22 protein-coding genes are annotated in these 25,488 nt (G+C 56.8%); 2 read left to right on the top strand and 20 right to left on the bottom strand.

The features are described 5' to 3' along the window. Position 1 precedes the first annotated feature (1 nt). Positions 2 to 1,735, top strand: coding sequence for an arginine--tRNA ligase (gene argS / locus HWQ15_RS21915; RefSeq protein ID WP_022648494.1), 1,734 nt, complete (start codon positions 2 to 4; stop codon positions 1,733 to 1,735). 45 nt (positions 1,736 to 1,780) lie between these two features. On the opposite strand, the gene HWQ15_RS21920 is transcribed toward argS, so the two are convergent. From HWQ15_RS21920 to HWQ15_RS22005, 18 genes are all read right to left on the bottom strand, one after another. Beyond that, on the bottom strand, positions 1,781 to 2,221 hold the full coding sequence (locus HWQ15_RS21920; RefSeq protein ID WP_063215904.1) for a DUF3421 domain-containing protein: 441 nt from the start codon (positions 2,219 to 2,221) through the stop codon (positions 1,781 to 1,783). Between the two features lie 45 nt (positions 2,222 to 2,266). Then, complete coding sequence (locus HWQ15_RS21925) at positions 2,267 to 2,557, bottom strand: hypothetical protein (RefSeq protein ID WP_022648496.1); 291 nt, start codon at positions 2,555 to 2,557, stop codon at positions 2,267 to 2,269. 244 nt (positions 2,558 to 2,801) lie between these two features. Next, positions 2,802 to 3,941: a glycoside hydrolase family 105 protein gene (locus HWQ15_RS21930; protein ID WP_063215909.1), complete on the bottom strand. Its 1,140-nt coding sequence runs from the start codon at positions 3,939 to 3,941 to the stop codon at positions 2,802 to 2,804. Positions 3,942 to 3,945: 4 nt separating this feature from the next. After that, a complete protein-coding gene (locus HWQ15_RS21935; protein ID WP_022648498.1) occupies positions 3,946 to 5,529 on the bottom strand; it encodes an MFS transporter in 1,584 nt (527 codons plus the stop codon). A gap of 261 nt (positions 5,530 to 5,790) precedes the next feature. Further along, positions 5,791 to 6,183, bottom strand: a complete 393-nt coding sequence (locus HWQ15_RS21940) for a flagellar protein FlhE (protein ID WP_063148568.1) — start codon at positions 6,181 to 6,183, stop codon at positions 5,791 to 5,793. Next, positions 6,183 to 8,261: a flagellar biosynthesis protein FlhA gene (flhA, locus tag HWQ15_RS21945; protein ID WP_003859723.1), complete on the bottom strand. Its 2,079-nt coding sequence runs from the start codon at positions 8,259 to 8,261 to the stop codon at positions 6,183 to 6,185. The genes HWQ15_RS21940 and flhA overlap by 1 nt, the downstream gene beginning before the upstream one ends. Continuing rightward, positions 8,254 to 9,402, bottom strand: a complete 1,149-nt coding sequence (gene flhB, locus HWQ15_RS21950) for a flagellar biosynthesis protein FlhB (RefSeq protein ID WP_022648500.1) — start codon at positions 9,400 to 9,402, stop codon at positions 8,254 to 8,256. Before flhB ends, flhA begins: the two co-directional genes overlap by 8 nt. 149 nt (positions 9,403 to 9,551) lie before the next feature. Further along, entirely contained in the window at positions 9,552 to 10,196 is a 645-nt protein-coding gene (cheZ, locus tag HWQ15_RS21955) for a protein phosphatase CheZ (RefSeq protein ID WP_022648501.1), read from the bottom strand. A 10-nt stretch (positions 10,197 to 10,206) separates the two neighbouring features. Beyond that, complete coding sequence (cheY, locus tag HWQ15_RS21960; RefSeq protein WP_000763862.1) at positions 10,207 to 10,596, bottom strand: chemotaxis response regulator CheY; 390 nt, start codon at positions 10,594 to 10,596, stop codon at positions 10,207 to 10,209. Positions 10,597 to 10,613: 17 nt separating this feature from the next. After that, a complete protein-coding gene (locus tag HWQ15_RS21965) occupies positions 10,614 to 11,663 on the bottom strand; it encodes a chemotaxis response regulator protein-glutamate methylesterase (protein ID WP_014884341.1) in 1,050 nt (349 codons plus the stop codon). Beyond that, complete coding sequence (cheR, locus tag HWQ15_RS21970; RefSeq protein ID WP_017384409.1) at positions 11,660 to 12,526, bottom strand: protein-glutamate O-methyltransferase CheR; 867 nt, start codon at positions 12,524 to 12,526, stop codon at positions 11,660 to 11,662. Before cheR ends, HWQ15_RS21965 begins: the two co-directional genes overlap by 4 nt. A gap of 19 nt (positions 12,527 to 12,545) precedes the next feature. Next, positions 12,546 to 14,147 (bottom strand): methyl-accepting chemotaxis protein IV, encoded by a 1,602-nt coding sequence (gene tap, locus HWQ15_RS21975; RefSeq protein ID WP_063215903.1) that lies wholly within the window; start codon positions 14,145 to 14,147, stop codon positions 12,546 to 12,548. A 44-nt stretch (positions 14,148 to 14,191) separates the two neighbouring features. Then, positions 14,192 to 15,859 carry a methyl-accepting chemotaxis protein II gene (gene tar, locus HWQ15_RS21980; protein ID WP_063148567.1) on the bottom strand — a complete coding sequence of 556 codons (1,668 nt, stop codon included), beginning with the start codon at positions 15,857 to 15,859 and terminating at the stop codon, positions 14,192 to 14,194. Between the two features lie 86 nt (positions 15,860 to 15,945). Further along, positions 15,946 to 16,908: a spore coat U domain-containing protein gene (locus HWQ15_RS21985; RefSeq protein ID WP_023300457.1), complete on the bottom strand. Its 963-nt coding sequence runs from the start codon at positions 16,906 to 16,908 to the stop codon at positions 15,946 to 15,948. Continuing rightward, on the bottom strand, positions 16,905 to 19,289 hold the full coding sequence (locus HWQ15_RS21990; protein ID WP_063215902.1) for a fimbria/pilus outer membrane usher protein: 2,385 nt from the start codon (positions 19,287 to 19,289) through the stop codon (positions 16,905 to 16,907). The genes HWQ15_RS21985 and HWQ15_RS21990 overlap by 4 nt, the downstream gene beginning before the upstream one ends. Then, complete coding sequence (locus tag HWQ15_RS21995; protein WP_023300459.1) at positions 19,265 to 20,026, bottom strand: molecular chaperone; 762 nt, start codon at positions 20,024 to 20,026, stop codon at positions 19,265 to 19,267. Before HWQ15_RS21995 ends, HWQ15_RS21990 begins: the two co-directional genes overlap by 25 nt. Positions 20,027 to 20,042: 16 nt before the next feature. Then, positions 20,043 to 20,588 (bottom strand): spore coat U domain-containing protein, encoded by a 546-nt coding sequence (locus HWQ15_RS22000; protein WP_022648507.1) that lies wholly within the window; start codon positions 20,586 to 20,588, stop codon positions 20,043 to 20,045. A gap of 7 nt (positions 20,589 to 20,595) precedes the next feature. After that, complete coding sequence (locus tag HWQ15_RS22005; RefSeq protein WP_063199239.1) at positions 20,596 to 21,168, bottom strand: spore coat protein U domain-containing protein; 573 nt, start codon at positions 21,166 to 21,168, stop codon at positions 20,596 to 20,598. 427 nt (positions 21,169 to 21,595) lie between these two features. Here HWQ15_RS22005 and HWQ15_RS22010 point away from each other — a divergent pair, with 427 nt between their 5' ends. Further along, entirely contained in the window at positions 21,596 to 22,855 is a 1,260-nt protein-coding gene (locus tag HWQ15_RS22010; protein ID WP_023306494.1) for a dicarboxylate/amino acid:cation symporter, read from the top strand. Positions 22,856 to 22,951: 96 nt separating this feature from the next. On the opposite strand, the gene cheW is transcribed toward HWQ15_RS22010, so the two are convergent. Together cheW and cheA are read right to left on the bottom strand one after the other, a co-directional pair. Next, positions 22,952 to 23,455, bottom strand: coding sequence for a chemotaxis protein CheW (gene cheW, locus HWQ15_RS22015; RefSeq protein ID WP_003859699.1), 504 nt, complete (start codon positions 23,453 to 23,455; stop codon positions 22,952 to 22,954). 19 nt (positions 23,456 to 23,474) lie between these two features. Next, the gene (gene cheA / locus HWQ15_RS22020; RefSeq protein ID WP_022648510.1) at positions 23,475 to 25,484 is read right to left on the bottom strand and encodes a chemotaxis protein CheA; all 2,010 of its coding nucleotides are present in this window, start codon (positions 25,482 to 25,484) and stop codon (positions 23,475 to 23,477) included. Between the last annotated feature and the right edge of the window lie 4 nt (positions 25,485 to 25,488).

Genomic DNA, 25,488 nt, shown 5'->3' on the forward strand with positions numbered 1-25,488 from the left:
GGTGAATATTCAGGCTCTTCTCTCAGAAAAAGTCAGTCAGGCACTGATTGCCGCAGGTGCGCCTGCGGATTGCGAACCACAGGTTCGTCAGTCAGCGAAAGTACAGTTTGGCGACTATCAGGCTAATGGCGTGATGGCAGTGGCTAAAAAACTGGGCATGCCGCCGCGACAGCTCGCTGAGCAGGTACTGACGCATCTGGATCTCAACGGCATCGCCAGCAAAACCGAAATCGCCGGTCCGGGCTTTATCAACATTTTCCTTGAGCCTGCGTTCCTGGCAAGCCACGTTGACGCGGCGCTGAAATCTGACCGTCTGGGCGTGGCTCAGCCAGAAGCGCAGACCGTGGTGGTTGACTACTCCGCGCCAAACGTGGCGAAGGAGATGCACGTCGGTCACCTGCGCTCCACCATCATTGGTGATGCGGCCGTGCGTACCCTGGAGTTCCTCGGTCACAAGGTGATCCGCGCTAACCACGTAGGCGACTGGGGCACGCAGTTCGGTATGCTGATCGCATATCTGGAAAAACAGCAGCAGGAAAACGCAGGCGAAATGGCGCTGGCAGACCTGGAAGGTTTCTACCGTGAAGCCAAAAAACACTACGACGAAGACGAAGCCTTTGCCGAGCGCGCGCGCAGCTACGTGGTGAAACTTCAAGGCGGCGATCCGTACTTCCTCGAGATGTGGCGCAAGCTGGTGGACATCACCATGTCCCAGAACCAGCTTACCTATAACCGTCTGAACGTGACCCTGACCCGCGACGACGTAATGGGTGAAAGCCTGTATAACCCGATGCTGCCGGGCATTGTGGCGGACCTGAAAGCCAAAAACCTGGCGGTGGAAAGCGAAGGCGCAACGGTAGTATTCCTTGATGAGTATAAAAACAAGGAAGGCGAACCGATGGGCGTGATCGTCCAGAAAAAGGATGGCGGCTACCTCTACACCACCACCGATATCGCCTGTGCAAAATACCGTTACGAAACCCTGCATGCGGACCGCGTGCTGTATTACATCGACTCCCGTCAGCACCAGCACCTGATGCAGGCGTGGACTATCGTGCGTAAAGCGGGTTATGTGCCGGATTCCGTGCCGCTGGAACACCACATGTTCGGCATGATGCTGGGTAAAGACGGTAAGCCGTTCAAAACCCGTGCGGGCGGCACCGTGAAGCTCTCCGATCTGCTGGATGAAGCGCTGGAACGCGCCCGTCGCCTGGTGGCCGAGAAGAACCCGGATATGCCTGCTGACGAGCTGGAGAAACTGGCTAACGCGGTTGGGATCGGTGCGGTAAAATACGCGGATCTCTCCAAGAACCGTACCACCGACTATATCTTCGACTGGGACAACATGCTGGCGTTTGAAGGCAACACGGCGCCATACATGCAGTACGCTTACACCCGCGTACTCTCCGTCTTCCGTAAAGCCAGTATTGACGAAAGCGTGCTGGCGAACGCCACGGTGACCCTTACCGAAGACCGTGAAGCACAGCTGGCTGCCCGCCTGCTTCAGTTCGAAGAGACGCTCTCTGTGGTCGCGCGCGACGGTACGCCGCACGTTATGTGTGCTTACCTTTACGATCTGGCCGGTCTGTTCTCTGGCTTCTACGAACACTGCCCTATCCTGACCGCCGAGAGCGAAGCGGTGCGTAACAGCCGCCTGAAGCTGGCGCAGCTGACGGCGAAGACCCTGAAACTGGGTCTGGATACCCTGGGTATCGAAACCATAGAACGTATGTAAAAAAGAAACCCGGCGGTTGCCGGGTTTTTTTATAAATGAACGCCATCAGTCGTGAACGAGTACCTGGAAGGTATCTAATTCATACTCTCTGCCGTTATAGCCGATGCAGCAACCTCTGCTGAGGTGACTTCCAGCTTTACCCACAAAGAGACCGTTATCGAATTTTGCGCGGGCAACGTAGAGCTTAGTGCCATTGGCTTCATGTCCCGCCTCAACCATATTCGGTGGGAAATGTTTTTCCTTAACGTCTACCCATTTTAAAGCGCCCACGTAAACTTCAAATTCATTACAAAAGTGCTCTCTTCCTCCCCATGGGACCCATGCCGTATTGCCGAACACCCATTTCCCCGGATGAATCCCACCATTCACTTTTGCGCGAATAATAAACAATGGAGAAGGTCCTTTGATACCAGGTACACCTATTTCATAACCTGCTACAGGCGCGTCCAATGGGATAAACTCATCTCTTTTCGCTGATTTCCACATAATGATGTCCTTTTCAGTCTAAATAATTATCCGTAGTTAAAATCATTAAAACTCAGAAATTGAATGAATGGCAAAGTCATTATTCAGGCTTTGAAAAATAATCACCTTAACCAGTGATTTTTCCGGGCCTTCCGCATGGATAAAACGGCGAAGCGCAATAAAGGTATGGAACTGGCCAGCCACAAGCTGGCTTCCGACATACAGTAGTGGGAAATAACCCGCACCATCAATATCCTTGAAAACCGTGTCGAACATATTGATATGTTCATCAGACATTTTATCGGCATGCATATTTACAGCAGGGTTAACGATAATACCGCCCATTGTATTTTCCATTGCATCACTCCTTGTATGAATATTAGAAGAATCTTAACGCAGATAAAAAATAGGATAAATACGGATTGTGTTTTGTGAAGAAAATCACGATTTAATACTAAGCGTAATGTATTTCCAGCCTAGTATTCACTCCATCAATATATAACACGCCTGATATTGATGGCGTAAGGTATTTTCCCGGTGCCATTATAAAAAAAGCCTCTTCTAAAAGAGGCTTTGCAGTAATGAGATTATTATTCAGGTATTAAAAATATTTACGTAAATATTCCGTCAGGCACAAAATCGCCATTGCCTGTCCATACGGCATCGAGGTCAGCGGTATCTGGCGGTAAAACGCCAGATCGCTGCCCATCCCCGTCCCGAAGGACGTTTGCAGCAGTTCCCCTTCCGGCGAGATGTTTTGCACGATACCGCGGATCGCTTTCTCCGCCACCTCTGCATACTCTGCGCCGGCATACCGCTTGCGCACGGCTTTCAGAATGCCGTAGGCAAACCCTGCCGTGGCCGACGCCTCCAGATAAGAATCAGGATCGTCCAGCAGCGTATGCCACAATCCACTCTCATCCTGACATTTTTCCAGTGCGGCGATCTGCGCATTTAGCACCTGCACCAGATAGCGACGAACGGCATTGTTTTCTGGCAGATCCACCAGTTCGAGGAAATCCGGGATCACGATGGTCAACCAGCTGTTGCCGCGCGCCCAGCGGGCCCGGGCAAAGTTGTGATTGCCGTCGTAATTCCAGCCGTGGAACCACAGCCCCGTCTCACGATCCATCAGGTTCTGTACGTGGAGCAGGAACTGATAGATCGCCTCCTCGACGTACTCCGGCTTGTTAAGCAGTTTGCCGATTTTCGCCAGCGGCAGCACCGTCATCATCAGCGTGTCATCCCACATCTGCTGATGGTTCTCTTCCGCCAGTGTGATGTGCTGCATGCCGCCATGTTCGGTGCGCGGCATCTCATTCATCGCCCATTCCGCCCAGCTTTCCAGCCACGGCAGCCAGGCCGGGTTTTTGGTCTCTTCGTAGCGATACGCCAGCGTCAGGAACGGCGACATGGTATTCACGTTTTTGGTGGTTGCGCCTTCTGCGAAACGGTCATTAAACCAGCTGTCGATAATCTCGCGCATGCCTGCGTCACCGGTCTGGCAGTAATACTGCCAGATACCGTACAAACCAACGCCGTGCGTCCATTCCCATCCGGCCCAGCCTTTGGTGTCGATCACGCGCCCGTCGTCCAGCCGCAGCAAAAACTCACCCGTTTTGTCGTGGATATTGACCAGATTATGCGTCACCTTTTGAATCAGCGATTTCAGTTCATCCCTGGCGATAAAGCGCTCAGGCTGACGCAGTAACGGGCTATGTTTGACAGGCCAAACTTTCATCATCTTAACCTCTGTTGTATGTCGAATTCAGTACCGCACGATCCTTCAGTGAAGGGGCCGCCGGCTTGTTGCGATTCAGGTAACCGATATTGTTGTTGCCCCACAGGGATTCATACGGCATACCGGCCAGCATCTCCACGGTGGCGCGGGCCTGCGGGGTCGCCGCCTCCGGCATCGCATGGCCGGACTCGCGCATTTTCGCGGTCTCTTCACGCAGGGTGCTGTGGGTCTGCAAATTGAGTTTGAAGCGCAGGGAGACCAGGAAGCCGCAGAACAGTACCAGAATGGTGCCGACGCTCAGGATCATCAGGATAGTGTGGCTCACTTCCGCAGGCTGCACTTTTTGACCGCTGACAAAGCCAGACATCTGCATCACGATCCCCACCAGCATTACCGCACCGGCCTGGGACGCTTTACGGGTCAGCGTCATGATGCCCGCGAAGATCCCTTCGCGACGCTGACCGGTGATCACTTCGTCCACGTCAGCAATATAGGTGTAGGTATTCCACGGTACGTAGTTGATACCCCCGCGGCCAAGACCGGCAACCGCAGAGATCAGCAGCAGCAGAGCGTAAACGTCGCTCAGGCCCGCGTAATAAAGCACCGCGTAAGAGAGCGAGGCCAGGCCAAACAGCACGACCACCATGCGGTAAGACGGCGCAGGCCCGAAGCGAATGCACAGCGGGATCATGCCAATCACGGCGAGGAACTGGAAGATGGCCATCGTGCCCAGCAGGTTGGACGCCATGGATGCTTCCTGCATCAGCACAAACACCACGTAATAGGTGAATACGGCGTTGAACACATCCTGGGCAATATAGCCGCCGAGATACATGCCCAGATGCTGGCGGAAAATCTTGATACGCAGCGTCGAACTTAATTCGACAAAAAGACGGTTCAGGCTCTGTCCCAGGGTCAGCTTTTTCTTCTCTTCTTCAGCGCGCAGGGCTGCTTCAGACCACTCTTCCCGCGGACGCTCCCAGGTGAAGAACCAGACGAAAGTAAGCATCAGCGCGCAGAGTACAGAGAAGACCAGGCTTGCATAGAAGAAGGAGATCGCGTTGTCTTTGCCGAAATGCGTGAGCAGGATCCCCGGCAGGAAGGAGGCCAGAATGGCGGACATCTGGGCCATGGAGATACGCGCCCCGGAGAATTTGGTTTTTTGTTTGAAATCGTCAGTCATTTCCGGCACCAGCGTTTCATACGGCACCAGAATCATGGTGTAAACAATATCAAAGATCAGATACGTCAGGAGGTAATACCAGAAACTCATGTCCCCTACCCACATCAGCGAGTAGCTGAAAACGCAGGGAATACCGAGCAGGATGAAGAACTTACGCCGGCCAAAACGCTTACCCAGCCAGGTGGTACCAAAATTATCGGTTAAAAAGCCCATTAACGGACTGACAACCGCATCCAGCACCCTTGCGGCGGCGAAGATAAAGGTTGCTTCAATCGGTGTGAGTCCACAGAAGGTCGTATAAAAATACAAAAGCCAGGCGGCCGTCAGGGCGGTAGTCCCCGCTCCGAGGAAGTCCCCTGAACCGTAAGCAAGATAATTTGCGAGTCCAATTTTACGTGTTTTCATTGCCGTCAACCCTAATCAGTTTTGGGAGACTCCCTGTAAGCAAACCTCGTCCGGGAGCTTTTACACGGCTACAGTAAAAGTATCGACCTGGTGAAACCTTTCTGTTTCTGCCATCACAGGGTGGTGAATGGCAAAAATGCAAAGAGTGTCAATACGCGTGTCACTGATTTATAAAACAGCGTTTCTTTTGTATCAAAAGGGAAGGTCAATTTTGCGAGCCAGCCTTCAGAAATGCCTGAAGACTGGCGAAAAGGCGGGCAGTTAGCGGTAGTTGACGAGCACCTCGTTGCGCTGAACCTTCAGCGCCGGGATCAGGCGTCCGCCGCCTGACACTTCCCAGATAAAGCGTAAAGGTTCCTGAGCAGACACCCCGTTGAAGGCCTGGGTGATGCCACTTTGGCCCTCGATTTCCGCGCAGCGGGTCAGCGAGCACAGCCGCACCCGCAACCCGGCCGGTGTGGGTCCCGTCAGGGTGTAATTCCAGGCCACCAGCGTCATCTGCCCGGAGACGGTCTCAGAGGCTGACAGCGGACGGGAGGAGATCGACTCCCCCCGATGGTTGAGCGTTAAGCCGATACTGCTGGCCTGCCATGCCCCCTCGCCTGCGGCCTGCACCGCCAGCGGGAAAAATAAGATCCACAGCCACTTACGCATTATTTCCCTCCTATGGTCGCCGTCATGCGAATATTGCGGTTATCGGACAGCTCCATATTCGACAGCACCACCAGCTGGTTCAGGCTCCGGCGCAGGAAGCGCGACAGCAGCGGACGCAGCGCATGATTCACCAGCAGCACCGGCGGCGCGCCCAGCATCTCCTGACGCGCCAGCGCCTCCTGGGTTTGCGCCAGCAATCTGTCCGCCAGACCCGGCTCCAGCCCGCCACCGCCCTGTAGGGCCTGAAGCAGCAGACGTTCCAGCGGCGTGTCCAGGCCAATCACCTGCACTTCGCCTGTTCCCGGGAACCATTGCTGGGTTATGGCGCGCCCGAGCGCCACGCGCACCACCGCCGTCAGCTCATGTGGATCGCTCTGGAGCGGCGCATGCTCGGCCAGTGTTTCCAGAATGGTGCGCATATCGCGGATCGGCACCTTCTCATCAAGCAGATTTTGCAGCACTTTGTGCAGGGTGGTTAAGGTAAGCACGCCCGGCACCAAATCTTCGGTTAGCTTTGGCATCTCCTGCGTTACGCGGTCAAGCAGCTGCTGCGCCTCCTGACGTCCAAACAGTTCCGCGGAGAACTGGCCAATCAGATGGTTGAGGTGCGTCGCGACCACGGTACTGGCCTCAACAACCGTGTAACCCTGGATCTGCGCCTGCTCTTTCAGGGCGCTCTCAATCCAGATGGCCGCCAGACCAAAGGCCGGGTCGGTCGTCTGCTCACCCGGCAACGTGCCTGCGGCCGTGCCCGGGTTAATCGCCAGCCAGCGGCCAGGGTACGCATCACCGCTGCCGATTTCCACCCCTTTCATCAGGATGCGGTAGCGTGCGGGCGGGAGATCCATATTGTCCCGGATATGCACCACCGGCGGCAGGAAGCCCATGTCCTGGGCGAATTTTTTACGAATGCTGCGGATACGGCCAAGCAGTTCGCCATCCTGCTGGAAATCCACCATCGGGATAAGGCGGTACCCCACTTCCATCCCCAGCGAATCTTCGAGCTGAACGTCGTTCCAGGTGGCTTCCACCGCCTGGGTGTTCTCAGGCATTTTGACCGGCGCTGGCTCTGCCTTAGGCTGCGTTTCGCGGCCACGCATCCACCAGGCAAGGCCCAGCAGCGCGGCAGTGAACAGCAGGAATACCAGGTTTGGCATGCCCGGCACCATACCAAGCAGGCCCAGTACCGCCGCGGAGAGCAGCATAACGCGCGGGTTGCTGAACAACTGCCCCACCATCTGCTCGCCTACATCCTGATCGGTGCTGACGCGGGTCACAATCACCCCCGCCGCGGTGGAGATCACCAGTGCCGGGATCTGCGCCACCAGACCATCACCAATGGTCAGCAGCGTATAGCTTTCCGCTGCGTGGCCCATGTCCATGCCGTGTTGCAGCACGCCGACGAGCAGGCCGCCGACGACGTTAATCACCATGATCAGAATGCCCGCGATGGCGTCACCGCGCACAAACTTACTCGCACCGTCCATGGAGCCGTAGAAATCTGCCTCCTGGGTCACTTCGGCACGGCGTTTTTTTGCTTCATCTTCCGCAATCAGCCCGGCATTCAGGTCGGCGTCGATTGCCATCTGCTTGCCCGGCATCCCGTCGAGCACGAAGCGCGCGCCCACTTCTGCGATACGCCCCGCCCCTTTAGTGATAACCATGAAGTTGATAATCACCAGAATGACGAACACCACGATACCGATGGCGAAGTTGCCGCCCACCAGGAAGTGACCGAAGGCTTCGACCACCTTGCCCGCCGCCGCCGCGCCGGTGTGCCCTTCCATCAGGATGATACGCGTGGAGGCAACGTTCAGCGCGAGGCGCAGCAGCGTGGTGAACAGCAGGATCGTTGGAAACGCGGCGAACTCCAGCGTGCGCTGGGTGAACATCGCCACCAGCAGCACCATGATGGACAACGCAATGTTGAAGGTGAAAAGCAGGTCGAGGATAAATGCCGGTAACGGCAGCACCATCATCGACAGAATTAGCAGGATCAGAATCGGTCCGGCAAGGATCTGCCATTGCGTCGATTTCAGGTTGCCGGGCAGGCGCAACATTGCCACCAGATTAGCCATCAGTGTCCTTCTCGTTCAAAAAATCCAGTGCTTCAGGCACCGGAAGGTTCTCAGGTTTTACAGGTCGTTGACCGCCCGCTAAACGCCAGCGTTTCAGTTGCCACACCCAGGCCAGCACCTCTGCGACAGCGGCGTAGAGCTGGCCCGGGATCTGTTGTCCAATTTCCGCGTGGCGATACAGCGCACGGGCTAATGGCGGTGCTTCAAGGATCGGTACGCGGTTTTCCGTCGCGATTTCACGAATGCGCAGCGCAATCAGCCCGGCCCCTTTCGCCACTACTTTCGGTGCGCTCATTTTGTTTTCGTCGTACTGAAGCGCCACGGAGTAGTGGGTCGGGTTAGTGACAATCACATCGGCTTTCGGCACATCTTCCATCATGCGACGACGCGCGGCAGCACGTTGCATCTGGCGGATACGGCCCTTGACGTGCGGGTCGCCTTCCATCTGTTTATATTCATCGCGAATATCCTGACGCGACATTCGCAGCTTCTTGATATGGGAAAAGATCTGGAAGATAACGTCGAACGCCACCATCGGAATAATGCTGAGAACCACCAGCAGCGAGCCTAATCCGACCAGGTTCAGGGCATTCTTCATCGCCGTCATGGGGGATTCACTGATCAGACGCATCATCTCCGGCCAGTGGTGCCACAGAAAAAACCCGGCAGCACTGCCCATAAGAAGCGATTTCAGGATCGCTTTAAGAAGCTCAGCCCCGGTTTGAGCTGAAAACATTTTCGCAATACCGGGTAGCGGGTTGAGCTTGGAGAATTTCGGTTGCAGCGATTTACCGCTGAACACCAGGCCACCGAGCATGACCGGCGAAACAAGAGCCACGATGACCACCCCGGCAATCAATGGCAGCAGAGCGATCATGGCGCTTTTTACCAGGTTGATGATCTGAATGAGGATCAGATTGGGGTCATTGACCATGCTGTGATCAAAACGTAAGCCAGCAGAGAGCATTCCCGCCAGTCTGCGGGCAAGCATCTCCCCGCCCCACCAGATTATGCAGACGCCCACCACCAGGATCAGCAGGGAGGTCAGCTCTCGGGATCGGGGGATCTGCCCATCCTCACGGGCTTTTTCAAGTCGGTGGGGTGTGGGGGCTTCTGTTTTGTCGTCGTTCTCTTCTGCCACTGTGCCTGCTCGCAGCCCATTAATTCACGGGTATCATGCCAGCGCAGAGAAAATCCAATGGCGGGAAAAGCCCGTTTATTCGGGCTCTTTTCGCTGTTTTTGTTCTGAACAACCTCAGGCCGCGTTCACAGCCTGAGGCAGAAGGGCAATCAGAAACCAAGACTGTCCAGCAGATCGTCCACCTGATCCTGGCTTGCCACCACGCCCGCTTTGCTGGTGTCAAGCTGTGGACCATTGAGCAAGCTTTCGTTCTCGCGTTTCGGACGGGCAGCCGGTTCCGGAATATTTTCCAGCAGCACCATCAACAGCTGACGTTCAATCTCCTGAATCACATCCATCATGCGCTTGATCACCTGGCCGGTGAGGTCCTGGAAATCCTGCGCCATCATGATGTCCAGCAGTTGCGCATTGGTGAAGCTGGTGTGCCCTGGCACATCGCCCAGGAACTGACGGGTGTCCGTTACCAGTTCGCGGGCATCCGCCAGCTCAATGGGGTTCTCAAACCACTCATCCCAGCGTTGGGTCAGCGCTTTCGCCCCCTTCTCCATCGCATCCTGGTGCGGCTGTGACGCCTCAACGCTGTTCAGCGCTCGCTCGGCCGCCTGCGCGGTCATCTGCACCACGTAGTCCAGACGGTCGCGCGCGTCGGGGATGGCTTCCGCCGCTTCGGCGATAGCCTGGTCCAGCCCCAGCTCACGGAGGCTGTCGCGCAGCATGCGGGTCAGGCTACCAATACGGGCAATAATGTCGCTCGGCGAATGTTCTTCAACGGGTTTCATAGCAGGTTGCAACATTTCCATCACCTCACATGCCGAGTTTCTCGAAGATCTTCCCGAGCTTCTCTTCCAGAGTCGCCGCGGTGAATGGCTTCACCACGTAGCCGCTTGCGCCCGCCTGTGCAGCGGCAATAATGTTCTCTTTCTTCGCTTCTGCGGTCACCATCAGCACCGGCAGAGAGGCCATGCCTGCATCCGCGCGGATGGTTTTCAGCAGTTCGAGACCGTCCATGTTCGGCATGTTCCAGTCGGAAATCACAAAACCAAACCCGCCAGCCTGGAGTTTGTTCAGCGCATCCACCCCGTCTTCTGCTTCTTCAACGTTGTTGAAGCCTAGCTCTTTTAGCAGGTTGCGCACAATGCGACGCATGGTGGAAAAGTCATCCACAACCAAAAACTTAAGCTCTTTATCCGCCATAAAATAATACTCCTGAGTCAAATACGTATTGCCTGTCCGGCACTGATTTTCGCCAGCATCTGCTGGCTTACCTGGCTAAGATCGACCACTTCGCTTACGCCACCCATATTGATGGCCTCGCGCGGCATGCCGAACACCACACAACTTGCTTCATTCTGCGCAATCGTCCAGGCGCCAGCCTGGTGCATCGCGAGCATTCCGGCGGCGCCGTCGTTGCCCATCCCCGTCAGGATCACCCCCACGGCGTTGCGCCCCGCATGTTTCGCCACCGAATGAAACAGCACATCCACCGACGGACGGTGCCGGTTAACCGGCGGCCCGTCATGAATTTTGATTTGATAGTTCGCCCCGCTGCGCGCCAGCTCCATATGTTTGTCACCCGGGGCGATATACGCGTGACCTGGCAGCACGCGCTCGCCGTCTTCCGCCTCTTTCACGCTGATCTGGCACAGCTTATTCAGGCGCTCCGCGAATGAGCGGGTAAACCCCGGCGGCATATGTTGCGTAATCAGGATACCCGGGCTTGAGAGCGGCAATGGCTGGAGTACATGGCGAATTGCCTCTGTTCCTCCGGTTGACGCCCCAATGACCAGCAGTTTTTCCGAGCTGAGTAACGGTCCGGCCTTCAGGGTTGCCGGCGCGGCCATCGGCTTGTGGGCCGCCAGTTTTGCGCGCGACGCGGTACGGATTTTCTCGGCGATCATCTCGCTGTACGCCAGCATCCCCTCGCGAATGCCGAGCTGCGGCTTGGTGACAAAATCCACCGCCCCCAGCTCCAGCGCGCGCAGGGTGATTTCTGAACCTTTACCGGTCAGAGATGACACCATCACCACCGGCATCGGGCGCAGGCGCATTAATTTTTCCAGGAAATCGATGCCATCCATGCGTGGCATTTCGACATCCAGCGTCAGCACGTCGGGGTTATATTTTTTGATTAAATCCCGCGCGACCAGCGGATCGGGCGCTGTTGCCACCATCTCCATATCGCTGTGGCTATTGATGATTTCGGTCATGATCTGACGCATCAGCGCAGAATCATCGACAGACAATACCCTGATTTTACTCATGCTTTTTCCTTACTCAGCGCATAAACCGTTTGCCCACGCAGGCTAAACTCACGCACGAGGTTGCTGAAGTTTTCCGAGTGCCCGGCAAACAGTAAACCGTCAGGCTTGAGCAACGGAACAAAGCGACGCAGAATGTCCTGTTGCGTCGTTTTATCAAAATAGATCATCACGTTACGGCAAAAAATGGCGTCGAATGGCCCCGGCACGTTGTACTGCTTATCCAGTAAATTAACGGGAGCAAATTCCACGCAGTTCGCCAGCTCCTGGCGTACGCGCACCAGTCCTTCATGCGGGCCGGTACCGCGCATGAAGTAACGCTGTAGCTGCTGAGGAGACAGCGTTTTTAGTTCATCCTGGCGATAAACGCCGTTACGGGCTTTTTCCAGCACTTCGGTGTCGATGTCGCTGGCGTACACTTTCCAGCGGCCCGGCGCCATTCCCAGGGTGTCTGCAAGGGTGATGGCCAGCGAGTACGGCTCTTCCCCGGTAGAGGCTGCCGCGCTCCAGACGCGATACTCTCCGCTACGGCGACGGGCGTGTTCCGCCAGCACCGGGAAGTGATGCGCCTCGCGGAAAAACGCGGTCAGGTTGGTGGTTAATGAGTTGATAAATGCCTGCCATTCGGCGCTGTTCTGGTTCGCTTCGAGCATGCTCAGATAGCGGCCAAAATCATCCAGCCCCAGCGTGCGCAAGCGCCGCACCAGCCGGTTGTAGACCATGTCTCGCTTATGGTCCGCAAGCACGATCCCCGCACGCTGGTAGATTAACTGACATATCCGACGAAAATGCGCGTCGGACAGCGCGAGGCGCTGTGTCATCTGCAACAATAATGACGTTTGCCCTGAGGGCATGGGTGATGTCATAGCGCCTTCTCAATCACATTCAGGATACAACGGGTACGGCCTGTGACCGTCCGACTTCTGTTACTGCTTCAACGTGCTCTTTCACATTAAATACGGCGACCAACCCGGTAAGGTGATCCGCCTGGTTTGCCAGCTGATCGGTAGCCGCCGCCGCCTCTTCCACCAGTGAGGCGTTCTGCTGCGTAACCTGATCCATCTGTGTAACGGCCTGCGCCACCTGCTCAATACCACGGCGTTGTTCATCAGACGCCGAGGCAATCTCGCCCATAATGTCGTTAACCCGCGTCACGGAGGTGACAATCTCGTGCATGGTCTGCGCGGCGGTATCCACCAGCGCGGAGCCCTGCTGAACGCGGGAGACCGACTCTTCTATCAGCCCTTTGATCTCTTTCGCCGCGTTGGCGCTGCGACTGGCGAGGTTTCGGACTTCACCGGCAACCACCGCGAACCCGCGCCCCTGCTCTCCGGCACGCGCTGCTTCAACGGCCGCGTTCAGCGCCAGAATATTGGTCTGGAACGCGATACCGTCGATGACGCTGATAATGTCGCCAATTTTCTGCGAGCTGGCGGCAATCTGCTGCATCGTGCTGGCGACGTGAGAAGCCTGGTCGCCCCCACGTTTCGCCGTCATCGCCGCCTGTTTTGACAAGTCGGACGCCTGACGCGCGTTATCGGCGTTCTGGCTTACCGTCGCGGTCAGTTGCTCCATGCTGGCCGCCGTCTGCGCCAGCGATGCCGCCTGCTGTTCGGTGCGGGATGAGAGGTCGTTATTGCCTGCCGCAATCTCGGAGATCCCGGTATGCATGGCGTAACTGCCCTGACGAACGTTGCTTACCGTTTCCCGCAGCGAACTCTGCATCGCCTTCAGGCTGGCGAAAATCGCTGATATTTCATTCCTGCCATACACGGCCACCGGACGCGCCAGGTCGCCCTTCGCCATACTGTCGAAGTGGCTGCTGACGATCGCCAGCGGCTGGACGATCATTTTGCGCGACCACCACAGCGAGCCGCCGGTCAGCAGGGCGGCCAGGATCACCATGGTCAGGAAAATCACCCCTGACATGCGGTAGCTGGTACGGCTGTCCGCACCGGCACGCGCCACAAACTGGTTAATATCCTGCTGCCATGCGTTAAAGCTGTCGTCAAATGCCGCCTGAGACGCCTGCACCGGCGCGGTCAGGAAGTCAGAAAGCTGGTTGTTTTCCAGCCACGTCGCCTGATGGTCGAGATCGCCGTACCACACATCAAAGTTCTTTTTCATGGCGACCTTCAGCGTTTTCTCTTTCTCACTCACCGCCTCCTGCGCCGTAAACGTCTTAAACTGCGCGTCGGCCTGCTTCAGGCTGCTGCGGGCCACGACCATCAGCGCCTTAGTATCATCCGGCGGATAGCTCAGCGCGGTTAACGTCCCTGCTTTGTTCAGCGCAGTGCTTGCCTGTAACAGCACGGCACGCGTTTGTGCCAGTGCGGAGCGCTGCTGATTACTCGTCTCAACTTCCTGCAAATTCTGATAGCCATCGCGAAACGCCCAGAAAGACAACCCGTTACTGCCAACCTGCAAAACCCCACACAGGATCAGAATCAAAAACAGTGTGGTCGAGATACGAATACGATTTAACATCCACGCTCCCATCAAGCGGCAAGCAGCCGCGGTTTAATTGTCAGTCAAAATGTTTCCCAGTTTTCATCTTGTCCGGTCACCGCTGCGCGCGTAGGTTTTGTCACGGGCGCCGGGGTTGCTTCGCTGTACGCCGACCGCGAGCTGACCGTAATTGTTGTTTTTGAAGTAAGACGGAACGCCGAGACGGCCATTTTCAGGCGGCTCGCCTGATCCTCAAGCGCAGCGGCCGCGGCAGCGGACTCCTGCACCAGGGCGGCGTTTTGCTGCGTCACACGATCCATTTCCGATACCGCCAGAGCGACCTGGTCAATACCACGACTCTGCTCATCCGATGCAGAGGCGATTTCACCCATGATGTCCGTCACGCGCGTCACGGCATTCACGATGTCATTCATGGTTTCACCCGCACTTTCCACCAGCACCGAGCCGGTATCCACGCGTGAAACAGAGTCTTCAATCAGGGCTTTGATCTCTTTCGCCGCATTGGCGCTGCGGCTGGCGAGGTTACGTACTTCGCCAGCGACCACGGCAAACCCACGTCCCTGCTCGCCCGCACGCGCCGCTTCAACGGCCGCGTTCAGGGCGAGAATGTTGGTCTGGAAGGCAATGCCGTCGATAACGCTGATGATATCGGCGATTTTCTTCGAGCTGTCGGCAATGTCATGCATGGTTTTCACCACGCCGTCGACCACCCGACCGCCGCGCTGGGCGGTGTCGGACGCGCTTTCTGCAAGCTGCGACGCCTGACGGGCGTTGTCGGCATTCTGCTTCACGGTCGCGGTGAGCTGCTCCATGCTGGCCGCCGTCTCTTCCAGAGCGGACGCCTGCTGTTCGGTACGGGACGAGAGATCGTTGTTGCCCATCGCGATTTCACTCGTGCCGGTATAGATGGCATCCGCCCCCTCGCGCACGTTGGCGACGGTATCAATCAGCGAACGCTGCATATGGTCGACGCTGGTCGCCAGCTCGGTGATCTCGTTGCGACCAGAAACGGTCAGCGTTTTCGTGAGATCGCCCCGGCCAATATCGCGGATATGGGCAATGACGCGGCCAAGCGGATTAAGAAGGATATGACGAATGCCGTACCACACGGCCACCAGCACGATGACCAGCGCGAGGGCGAGCACCGCCATCTGCCATTTCGCGAAACGGTAGTCGTTCTGGCTTTGCGTAAAGGCGGAGTGATAAAGCTCGCCGCTGGCTTTGGCGTACTCGCCGAGCGCCGCGCCGAGGGCGTTCTGCATGCCCTGGGTCGGCTGCGCGAAATAGGCGTCCATATTGCCCTTCTCCAGGAACTGCACCAGCTCCGTGAGGCCGGCGAAGTAGGCCAGATATTTTTCATCTATGTTCGCGCTCGCCTGCGCCATTGCGGGCTGAGGGGCGATTTTTTTGAAGGCCTCGTAATGTTTCGCCGCGTCTGCCAGGGTGGCGCGCGCATTCTTCAGCAGTTCCGTTTTTGCGCTGCTCTGCTGGTTGTTCGGATCCATCATCATGCGGGCAGACGAGCGGCTCAGATTGATACGCGTCTGCAACATCAGATCCCAGGTTGTGGTCAGTTCGCTTTGCTGCATCCGCAAATCGTTCGAGGCCGCGAAGCTGTCCTGGTTCTGTTTTAACGAGGAGAAAAAGAGGCCGCCAGAAATAAGCTGAAGAAGTGCGAAAATGACCAGCACCATCATAAGCATTGTGACAACGCGGATACGGTTCAACATACAACACCTTCTCATCGATTGATTAACGGTGTTATCGGCAGGGGCCACGGGAACTTTACATTTGCGAAAGGGAAAAGCGCGGGGAGTCAGAACGCGACGTCAACGATCAGCGTGTCGGTGTAGGTTCCGGCAGGCGGCGTGGCCTGGCTGGTCAGGACCTTAGCGCTGTAGTTATAGGTGCGTAAAAGCCCGTCGGTACTGACCTGGGATGAGCTGGCGCTGGCCCAGCGCTCGCTGCCACTGCCGCCCCAGCGGTTGCTGGTCGCCTCTTTATAGATGTCGTAACTCATAAAATTGCTGCCGCTAACCATACGACGAACGTTGTTCAGGGCGTTTGCTCCATTATTAATGCCTATGGTGTAGGTACTGCCCTTGGTGCAGGTGACGGCGATCGACTGCGAAACGGTGGGAAAATTTTGCACCAGCGGCGCGCTGTTAAAATTCACGTCCGGCGTGGTCATCGTGCTGCAATCGTTGGTGACGGTCATGTTGAGGAGAATGGAGGTAGTTGCCGTGCCGGTTTGCGGGGTCAGGCATAGCCCGCCCGCGCCAACGGCGCACACGTTGTAGTTGATGCTGAACGTTAACAACACCTGGTACGGCCCGGCCGTGACGTTCTGCCCCGGCACAGTACGGAAATAAAGCGGAATGTTGTAGCGCCTTGACCCCAGCAGCCCGAGCAGGGTGTTGCCATTCCAGGTATAGGTTTTGCTGATTTGTACTTCACTGTTTCCGCCGCAGCCAGTGGCACCGCACAGGCGCGTGGGGATAACGTCCGCGATGGCCGCATTATCGGTACGTTTCATGGTGGCGCGGCTGTTGGCGGCTATCGACGCCGAGGTGTAGGTCAGCGTCACCGAGTCGTTGGTTAGCAGGTTGAGAACAGTATCGCAGGACACCACCAGCGTGCCGGTGGTTTGCACCTCCCCCGTACTGCTCAGGGCGAATGAGGTGACGCTGCCAAACGAGGCGTTCACCGTACTGACGGTGCAGGCCGCCCAGCCGCTGCCCGAGAACAGCAACAGTATGGCTATCAACAGGCGTTTCACGGCGCCTCCCGGCAGGTCAGCGGACCGTAGGTTTGCAGCTTATGCTCGGGATTTGCGCCCACGTTCAACGTTGCCATACAGCGTTTACCGTCCGGGGTGATGACCTCCAGAGGATTCACATCGTTGAGGTTTTCCAGCCAGGCGAGGCCGTCGTAGCCAACAACCGCGCTACTGCGGGACGCGCGTTTGACCTGGCTTCCCACCGGGATCGCATTGCCCTGCGCGTCATGCAGGACCACGCTGGCAACCCGCTCCTGCTCCATCGGGAAATCCACCAGATAACCGTTATGCCGACGAATCGCCACCCGACGCTCGGTCTCTTTCAGCCGGGTATCCGCAGGTAAGTTCAGGGTATCAATGCGGTAGCTCGCCGGGTAATAGGCGGAAACGCCGCTGACCAGCAGATAACCTTTGTTATTGGTTTTACCAACCGGCTGGTTCTCGTAGCTGACGGGTACGTCCGGATGTCCGTCGGTGCTGATCACCACAAACGCATCGTTGATTTTGTTCGCCGCAAACAGCTCACCGTCCATCAGGACGACAGAGCCCATCGCCTCGCCCCACCAGGTCATCATCCCCTTCTCACCGTAGCCGCCGCCCTGAAGCTCAACATTGTTATTCCGCCAGCCGAGCGTGGCCTGTTGATAGTTACTCGACCGCGACTGGTTGGCCCAGGCCATGTTCCAGCTAAAGCCGCCGTCAGACGGCATCGAGTGGTTGTAGTTAATGCGTTGAGTGCTGCCTGCGTCAGGCGTGTTTTCAAAGGTAACGGCGGCGCTGTCACGTTCGCCCAGAGGGACCTGCAACGACAGCGCAACCGTCCAGTCGTCCCGCTGCTGGTCACGGCTGGCCGCCAGGTAAATACTGCTTGAGCGCCACAGATTTCGGCTCCAGGAGAGGTTGAGCAGCTCGGTTTTCCGGCTGTCAAAACTCTCCACGCCGATCCACGCCGCACCGATATTGCCGTAATCACCGAGGTTAAAGGTTAAGGAGTACTGGTCGGTATTGCGGCTCAGGCTGGCAACGGGGTTATCATATTCATCATAAACGGTGGGCTGATCGTACAGGGCGAGGTTGCCGAAGCCGCGGTCGCGTCGGGTATGCTGGGTCGCTACGCTAAACTCGCTGGTGCTGTACTGATAGCCCCAGTTCATCTGGCCCCCTTCGTCGCCGCGCATCCGGCTTTGGGTATAAGACGTGTTCACCACGCCAAAACGCCCGAGCTTCAGCACCGTGCCCGCGCCGCCGAGCGCCAGCGACTCCGCCCCTTCCGCATGCCCCTCCAGCGTCAGCCAGTCGGTCACCCCGTAGCGATACGATCCGCTGCCCGCCGCCGGGCCATAGTCAAAATTCTCTATACCGTAGTTGCGCCGCAGGCTGCCCAGCGTCACGGCGCCGTCGCTTAACCCCTGCTTCAGCAGATCGCTGCTGACATAAAACGGCAGCGTGGTGCTCACCTGACGTCCCAGCGCGTCGGTGGTGACCAGTACCGCATCCCCTGCGCCGTTGATGTACGGCAGATTAGTGAGGGTAAACGGCCCCGGCTGAAGGCGGGTGGAGCCGGAACGGTAGCCATTAATAAAGAGATCGACCGAGGTCGGGACGGCCGCCTCACCGGAAAACGCCGGCAGCGGCCAGGTCACCAGATCCGGACGCAGGGAGAAGTCGCGCCCGTAGCTGATCCCGCCCATCCGCACGCTGGTGCTCCAGCTCAGCGCATCGCTGATGACGTCCCCAACGGTCCAGGTGGTGGCATCCTCCTCGTTGGTGATCAGCAGGGTTGAGTCATAGCGCACGTATCCTTCCTGCTGCCCGCTGCTTCCGGCGAAATTCTGTCGGGCGTACCCTGTCGAAGAAAACGAATAGTCTTCGTTGAAATAGCGGAACTCATGCCACACCGACGCCTGGCCGCCCGTGTGCTCGGTATGGTTGGTATAAACGTCGTAGTTGAGCAGCGCGCCCCGGCCATAATGCGGCTTGCTTTGCGCGCTCTGACCCCTAAACGACGTGATCCGCGCCGCAACCCAGTCCCGGGGGACCGTCAGCATGAGCCGCTGGGCGCTGCTGTCATACTCTACGCGTACCGATGAGAGCGTTGAAAGGTTCACCTCTCCGGCAGGCACATGCTCCTGCGGCAGTCCGGCGCGAAGCAAATCCGCTCCTGAAATAAACCAGGCGCCCTCGCGCTGCGTCACCGGCACCACCAGACCCGTGTCATAGTGGTTCAGCACCAGGGCGAGCTGGAATACAGCTTCGCCGTTCATCGTCCGCGCGTCCGGCGGCGGCGGTAAACTGTCGTCGCCGGTTTCGGCAAATGCGCTGGTACTGACGCAAAGCAGGATCATCATCGCCGGTTTCAGTTGACGGGCGTCGATTGCCATTGCGTATCCCTGGCATTAATTTGCGCGCTCATCCGATTCGGCTGATAAATCCCTGCCGGAAGCGGCCAGCTTCGGGTGCTGCCTGGCAGCACATAACCCAGCAGCCCCTCGGCAACCGTGCGTTTTTGCCCGCCCTGCTCAACCGCAACCTGGCTGAGCCTGACGTGAACGTTCCCCTGATTGCGGACCTCAAGCGCGGGTTTCCCCTCCTCCTGAATGACCCGCCAGTTGAGCTGCTGAGTGTTCGCCAGCGCGTGATGCTCTCCTTCGTTGAGGGTGGGGATCCCCTGTCCATAAACAAATAAGGGAATGGAATAGCGCATTTGCAGTTTGAGGCCCATAGACGGTTCCGCTTTGGCATCCGGCTGGGGAATCTCATCCACAATGATGCGGTAGGCTTGCTCGACGCCGGACGGGATCGTCCCCTGCTTAATCAGGCGAATAAGCTGTTTACTGCCTTTAGCGATAGTCACGATCGGCGGGCTGGCGACCACATCCTGCTGGGCGGTGTAACGCTCATATCCGCCCTCCTGTTTCCAGCGCACAATGCGTATCTGCATTGTCGTGGCGCTGTTGCCCTGATTCTGGATCCACAATTCAGTTGCTCTGGCGTCTGCCGAAAGCCACGGATCGATAGGCCAAAGAAGAATGGTTGCGGCTGCTTGCGCCTTAACCGCTGTAAGGGCCGTTATCCCCAACAGACTCAACAGGCCTGACCGCCTGAAAAATGGCTTCATCAATGCTCTCCCTTTCCTACCATGACAAGGTCACGGTGAGTTGATCTGAATACGTTCCTGACGGGCTAAACCCGGTCAAAAGCGCGACGCCAAAAAGAGGCAGCGCGATGTTATTGCTGTTGGTATAGGTAATCGGTATTGCCTGGTTAACCCCAATTTCACTGTTTGCGGCCAGAGAGCTGCTGCTGTAGAGCCGGTAACCGACCACCTCTGTCCCGCCTGAACGCGTCATCCGCCGCACAGAGCTATAATTCTGACCGCCATTAATGCTCATACTTAGCGCCACACCCGGTGTGCAGGCGATGGACAACGCGCCGTCGGCAACAAAGCTGGTGCTGACCGGTGCGCTCTCCACGCCGCTGCGGGTCCCGAAATTCAGCGTACCGAAACGCCCGCCGGTGCCGGTGCTCACCGAGCATCCAGGCACAACCGTCGCGCTCACCCTGAATGACTGGGACGTCACCGCCCCGGCGTCTGGGATCAACATCAGCCCGACCAACAGGGTCAAAAAAGGGTGCACGACGCCCTCTGCGCTGTCGCGCAGACATAACAATGCCTTCATGGCTGAATCAGTAGGTGACGCTGACGTTAATCGTGTCGGTATAGGTTCCCGGTACGACCGTCACGCTATTGCCGCCGCCCGTAATGCGTGCGTAGAGGGTGTAGCTATCCACCCCACCCGCAGTAGAGGCGACCGGCAACGCGGCATTGTTCGCAACCACGTTGTTGTAACCACTATCGCTGAACAGGCTGTAGGCAACGCCCTGCGCCGCATTGGCGGTGTTGACCAGATAGCGGCCCGGCGTACCTGGGGTGCCGACAACGGTTCCGGGTGCGGTAGCGTTAGTGTTGCCGGTGATCGCCACCGTGTAACTGGCAGTGGTACATTGAATGGTAAAGGTGTTTCCTCCGCTGGCACCGGTTAACTGGGTTGTCAGGGTGGAGAATGTTGCAGGATGAGTGCCGAAATCCAGCGTCCCGAAGTTAATGCCATTTTGCGTTGGCGAGCCGTTGATCAAGCAGCCGTTTGTCAGCGTCAACGTCGCGCCGATAGTGCCGCTACTGGTGACCGCGAGAGCCTGACCGACCGTTCCCGCCGTCAGCAGCGTGCCCGCGCAGATAAAAAGAAGTTTTCTTTTCATTTACCACCCTCCAGAAGAAATATAGGTTCGCTTGCCATATTTTATTCATACTGTTCAGTATGTTAGCCCCGCTTAAACATTCCCCGGCGCGGTTACTGAGAATTTAGTTTATGGTTAGCACTTCAACCACTTTCATCAAAAAGAGGGCAACCCCGCTCGAATTAACAGGTTATTAACAAACATTACAAAGGGTTAGCAAAAAAAAATGGGCATTATTCTTGCTTAACTTGAGGATATATCGCCTGTAGTGTGATCTGAGTCACAATATATCGTCATGATAAAAACAACGAATTTCATAAAAATTAAAAACAAGTTGTAACTCACGCAGCTTTACTTCAATTTATGCCCCGAATATTTTCCTGCGCTTAAATAAAAATTTTGTATGCATTGACGCAGGAAACTCTTTTAGCGCATAGAGGATCTTTTTGTGGCAAGTGCAAACAAACTCACGCTCTTCATCGTGATTTTCATGCTGGCGGGCATTCTTTCCGGTGCGGCCATCCATGAGTATGCTTCGTCCGACGCGATACAGGCCTGGTCGGAGAACATCACCCTGCTGACCGATATTTTCCTGCGGCTGATCAAGATGGTGATAGCCCCGCTGGTGTTCAGCACCCTGACGGTGGGCATTATGAGGCTGGGTGAAACGTCTACGATTGGGCGCGTCGGGGGTAAAGCGATGGTGTGGTTTATCAGCTCATCCGTACTTTCCATTCTGGTGGGGCTGTTTATTGTTACCCTTGAACAACCCGGCAGCGGTCTGAACCTGAGCATTCCGACAGAGACGGTTGATACCGGCCTGGCCGTGAGCGGGATGTCGCTGAAAGCCTTTCTGTCACACACCATTCCAACCAGCATTGCCGGCGCGATGGCCAACAATGAGATCCTGCAAATTGTGGTCTTCTCGATGTTCTTCGGCATTGGCGGCGCGTCACTGGGCCAAAAATTCAACGCCCCGCTGGTCGCGGCGCTGGATGTGGTATCCCACATTATGCTGAAGGTGACGGGCTACGTGATGTACGTTGCGCCGCTGGCCATTTTCGCGGCGATTTCGTCCGTCATTGCCACCCAGGGGCTGGGCATTTTGCTGAACTATGCCTCGTTTATTGGCGGTTATTATGTGGCGATCCTCCTGACCTGTCTGGTATTGCTGGCCGTGGGTTACATGGTACTGAAGAAAGAGATTTTCCGTCTGGTGGCGATGCTGAAAGATCCGGTGCTGGTGGCGTTTACCACCAGCAGCTCTGAAGCGGCATACCCAAAAACGCTGGAGCAGTTAGCGCGCTTTGGTTGTTCACGGAATATCGCCTCTTTCGTCCTGCCAATCGGCTACTCGTTTAACCTGGTCGGCTCCATGGTGTACTGCTCGTTCGCCTCAATGTTTATTGCCCAGGCGTACAACATTCACCTGAGTTTTACCGAGGTGACGGTGCTGATGTTAACGCTGATGCTGGCCTCGAAGGGCATTGCGGGCGTACCGCGCTCGTCGCTGGTGGTGCTGGCGGCAACCATTCCAGGCTTTAACATTCCGGTAGCCGGGATCCTGCTGCTGATGGGGATTGACCATTTCCTGGATATGGGGAGATCGGCCATTAACGTGCTGGGGAACGGGATTGCGACGGCGATGCTGTCGCAGAATGAAGGGGCGCGGGAAGCGGAGGCAGAGCTGGTGGAGCAGGAGGCGTAAAGATACAAAAGAGCCGGGTGGCGCTGACGCGTACCCGGCCTACGTGTTCGAGCCATTTGTAGGCCGGGTAAGGCGAAGCCGCCACCCGGCATTATTTTATGCCACGTGATTCGCCGCAATATCCAGCAGCGCCATCTCTTCGCTGTTCAGCAGCTTCTCAATATTCACCAGAATCAGCATACGCTCGCCGAGCGCACCCAGCCCTGTCAGGTATTCCGTCGACAGCGTGACCGCAAACTCCGGCGCAGGACGGATTTGATCGGCGGTCAGCGACAGCACATCTGACACGCCGTCCACCACAATCCCCACCACGCGCTGCCCCAGATTCAGAACAATCACCACCGTGTTATCGTTGTACTCCACATCGCCCTGGCTGAACTTCACGCGCAGATCCACGATAGGCACAATCACACCGCGCAGGTTGGTCACACCCTTGATAAACGCTGGCGTATTCGCGATGCGCGTTACCTGATCGTACCCGCGAATTTCCTGCACTTTCAGGATGTCGATACCGTACTCTTCATCACCTAAAGTGAAAACCAGGAATTCCTGCCCAGATGGCTCGCCCGCCAGTTTCGTTACGTTACTCATACCGGTCATGTTATTACCTTTTACTTAATCAGGCGGCTGTGTTCGCCACACGTTGTTCACGATTTAATCCCTGAAGTGCCGATACATCGACGATCAGCGCGACGCTACCATCACCCAGGATGGTGGCAGCAGAGATCCCCGGCACTTTGCGGTAGTTACTTTCCAGGTTCTTAACCACCACCTGATGCTGACCAATCAGCTGATCGACCAGCAGCGCGTAGCGGCGTCCGGCGCTTTGCAGGATCACAACGATACCCTGCGTGGCCTCGGTTTTTGCCCCGTCCACTTCGAACACTTTCCACAGTTCCACCAGCGGCAGGTACTCGCCGCGCACTTCGAGCACGCGCTCGCCGCCCGCCAGCGGATGCAGATCTTCTTCGCGCGGCTGGAGGGATTCCATCACCGCGTTCAGCGGCAGAATAAAGACTTCGTCCGCCACTTTAACGGACATGCCGTCAAGAATGGCCAGCGTTAGCGGCAACAGGATACGGATCGTGGTGCCCGCGCCCTGCTTAGACTGGATCTCAACATGACCGCCCATCTCCTGAATGTTACGTTTCACCACGTCCATGCCCACGCCGCGGCCGGAAACGTCGGTGACCTGCTCTGCGGTTGAGAAGCCCGGGGCAAAAATCAGCATGCCCACTTCTTCGTCAGTCATGTTTTCGTTGACCGCCATGCCCTGCGAAATCGCCTTCGCCAGAATGCGCTCGCGGTTCAGGCCCGCGCCGTCATCGGTCACTTCGATGCAGATGTTGCCGCCCTGATGTTCTGCTGACAGGATCAGGTTGCCCACTGGCGATTTTCCGGCTGCCACGCGGTTTTCCGGCAGCTCAATGCCGTGGTCGAGGCTGTTACGCACCAGGTGCGTTAACGGGTCGATAATGCGTTCAATCAGGCTCTTATCCAGCTCGGTGGAGCTGCCCATCAGCGTGAGTTCGATCTGTTTGTTGAGCTTGCTGGCCAGGTCGCGCACCAGGCGCGGGAAGCGGCTGAAGACATATTCCATCGGCATCATGCGGATGGACATCACCGATTCCTGCAAATCGCGGGCGTTACGTTGTAACTGGCCCATGCTGGTGATGAGATCGCCGTGGGTCACCGGGTCCAGCTCGTTGGAGCGCTGGGCCAGCATCGACTGGGTGATCACCAGTTCACCCACCAGGTTGATCAGCTGATCCACTTTCTCCACCGCCACGCGAATGCTTGTGGACTCGCTGGAACGCGCCGCCGGTTTTTCACCGCGGGCCGGGGCGGCCGTCTCTTTGGGCACGGCTTTCAGTGCAGGGGCAGCGGCAACTACCGCAGGGGCAATTTCTGCCGGCGCGGGCACTTCAACGGCCGCCGCCTCGGTTTCAAACGCAATTTGATCCGCTTCAATCACGAAGCACAGCACCGCCACAATGTCATCCTGGCCGATCCCGCCGTCGAGCGTCGCGGCCAGGCTGTCTTTACCCTTCACCACGTTGCTGAGCGTCGCCAGGTTACCCAGCTCCTCTTCCAGCAGGTTGACCTCGTTCTCTTTCAGCCGTGACAGCACTACGCGCAATTTTCCTGCGGGCGCATCAGGCGCACTGTCTGGTTTGGCCGCGGCGTCAACAACGCTCAGTTTTGCCGCAGGGACAACGGGCGCAGACGCCTCACCTTTGGCTTCCAGCGCTAACTGACGCAGCGCGTTGCAGATGTATTCAAAGCTGGCGGCATCAGGCTCTGCCGAACTTTTATAGGCGTCGAGCTGTTCCTGCATAATATCTTTCGTTTCCAAAAACAGGTTGATAATGTCGGTATTGAGCTGCATCTCACCGCGTCGTGCTTCATCCAGCAGGTTTTCCATTAAATGGGTTGTTTCCTGCAAAATGGTAAATCCAAACGTTCCGGCTCCGCCTTTAATGGAATGCGCCGCACGGAAGATGGCGTTGAGCTGTTCTGAGTCCGGTGCCTCGGGCACCAGATCCAGCAAATGTTGCTCCATATCGGCCAACAATTCGTCGGCTTCATCAAAAAATGTCTGGTAAAAATCGGTAATATCCATGCTCACGCTA

It is taken from the genome of Enterobacter sp. DSM 30060, from assembly GCF_013375955.1.
Lineage (GTDB): Bacteria > Pseudomonadota > Gammaproteobacteria > Enterobacterales > Enterobacteriaceae > Enterobacter > Enterobacter intestinihominis.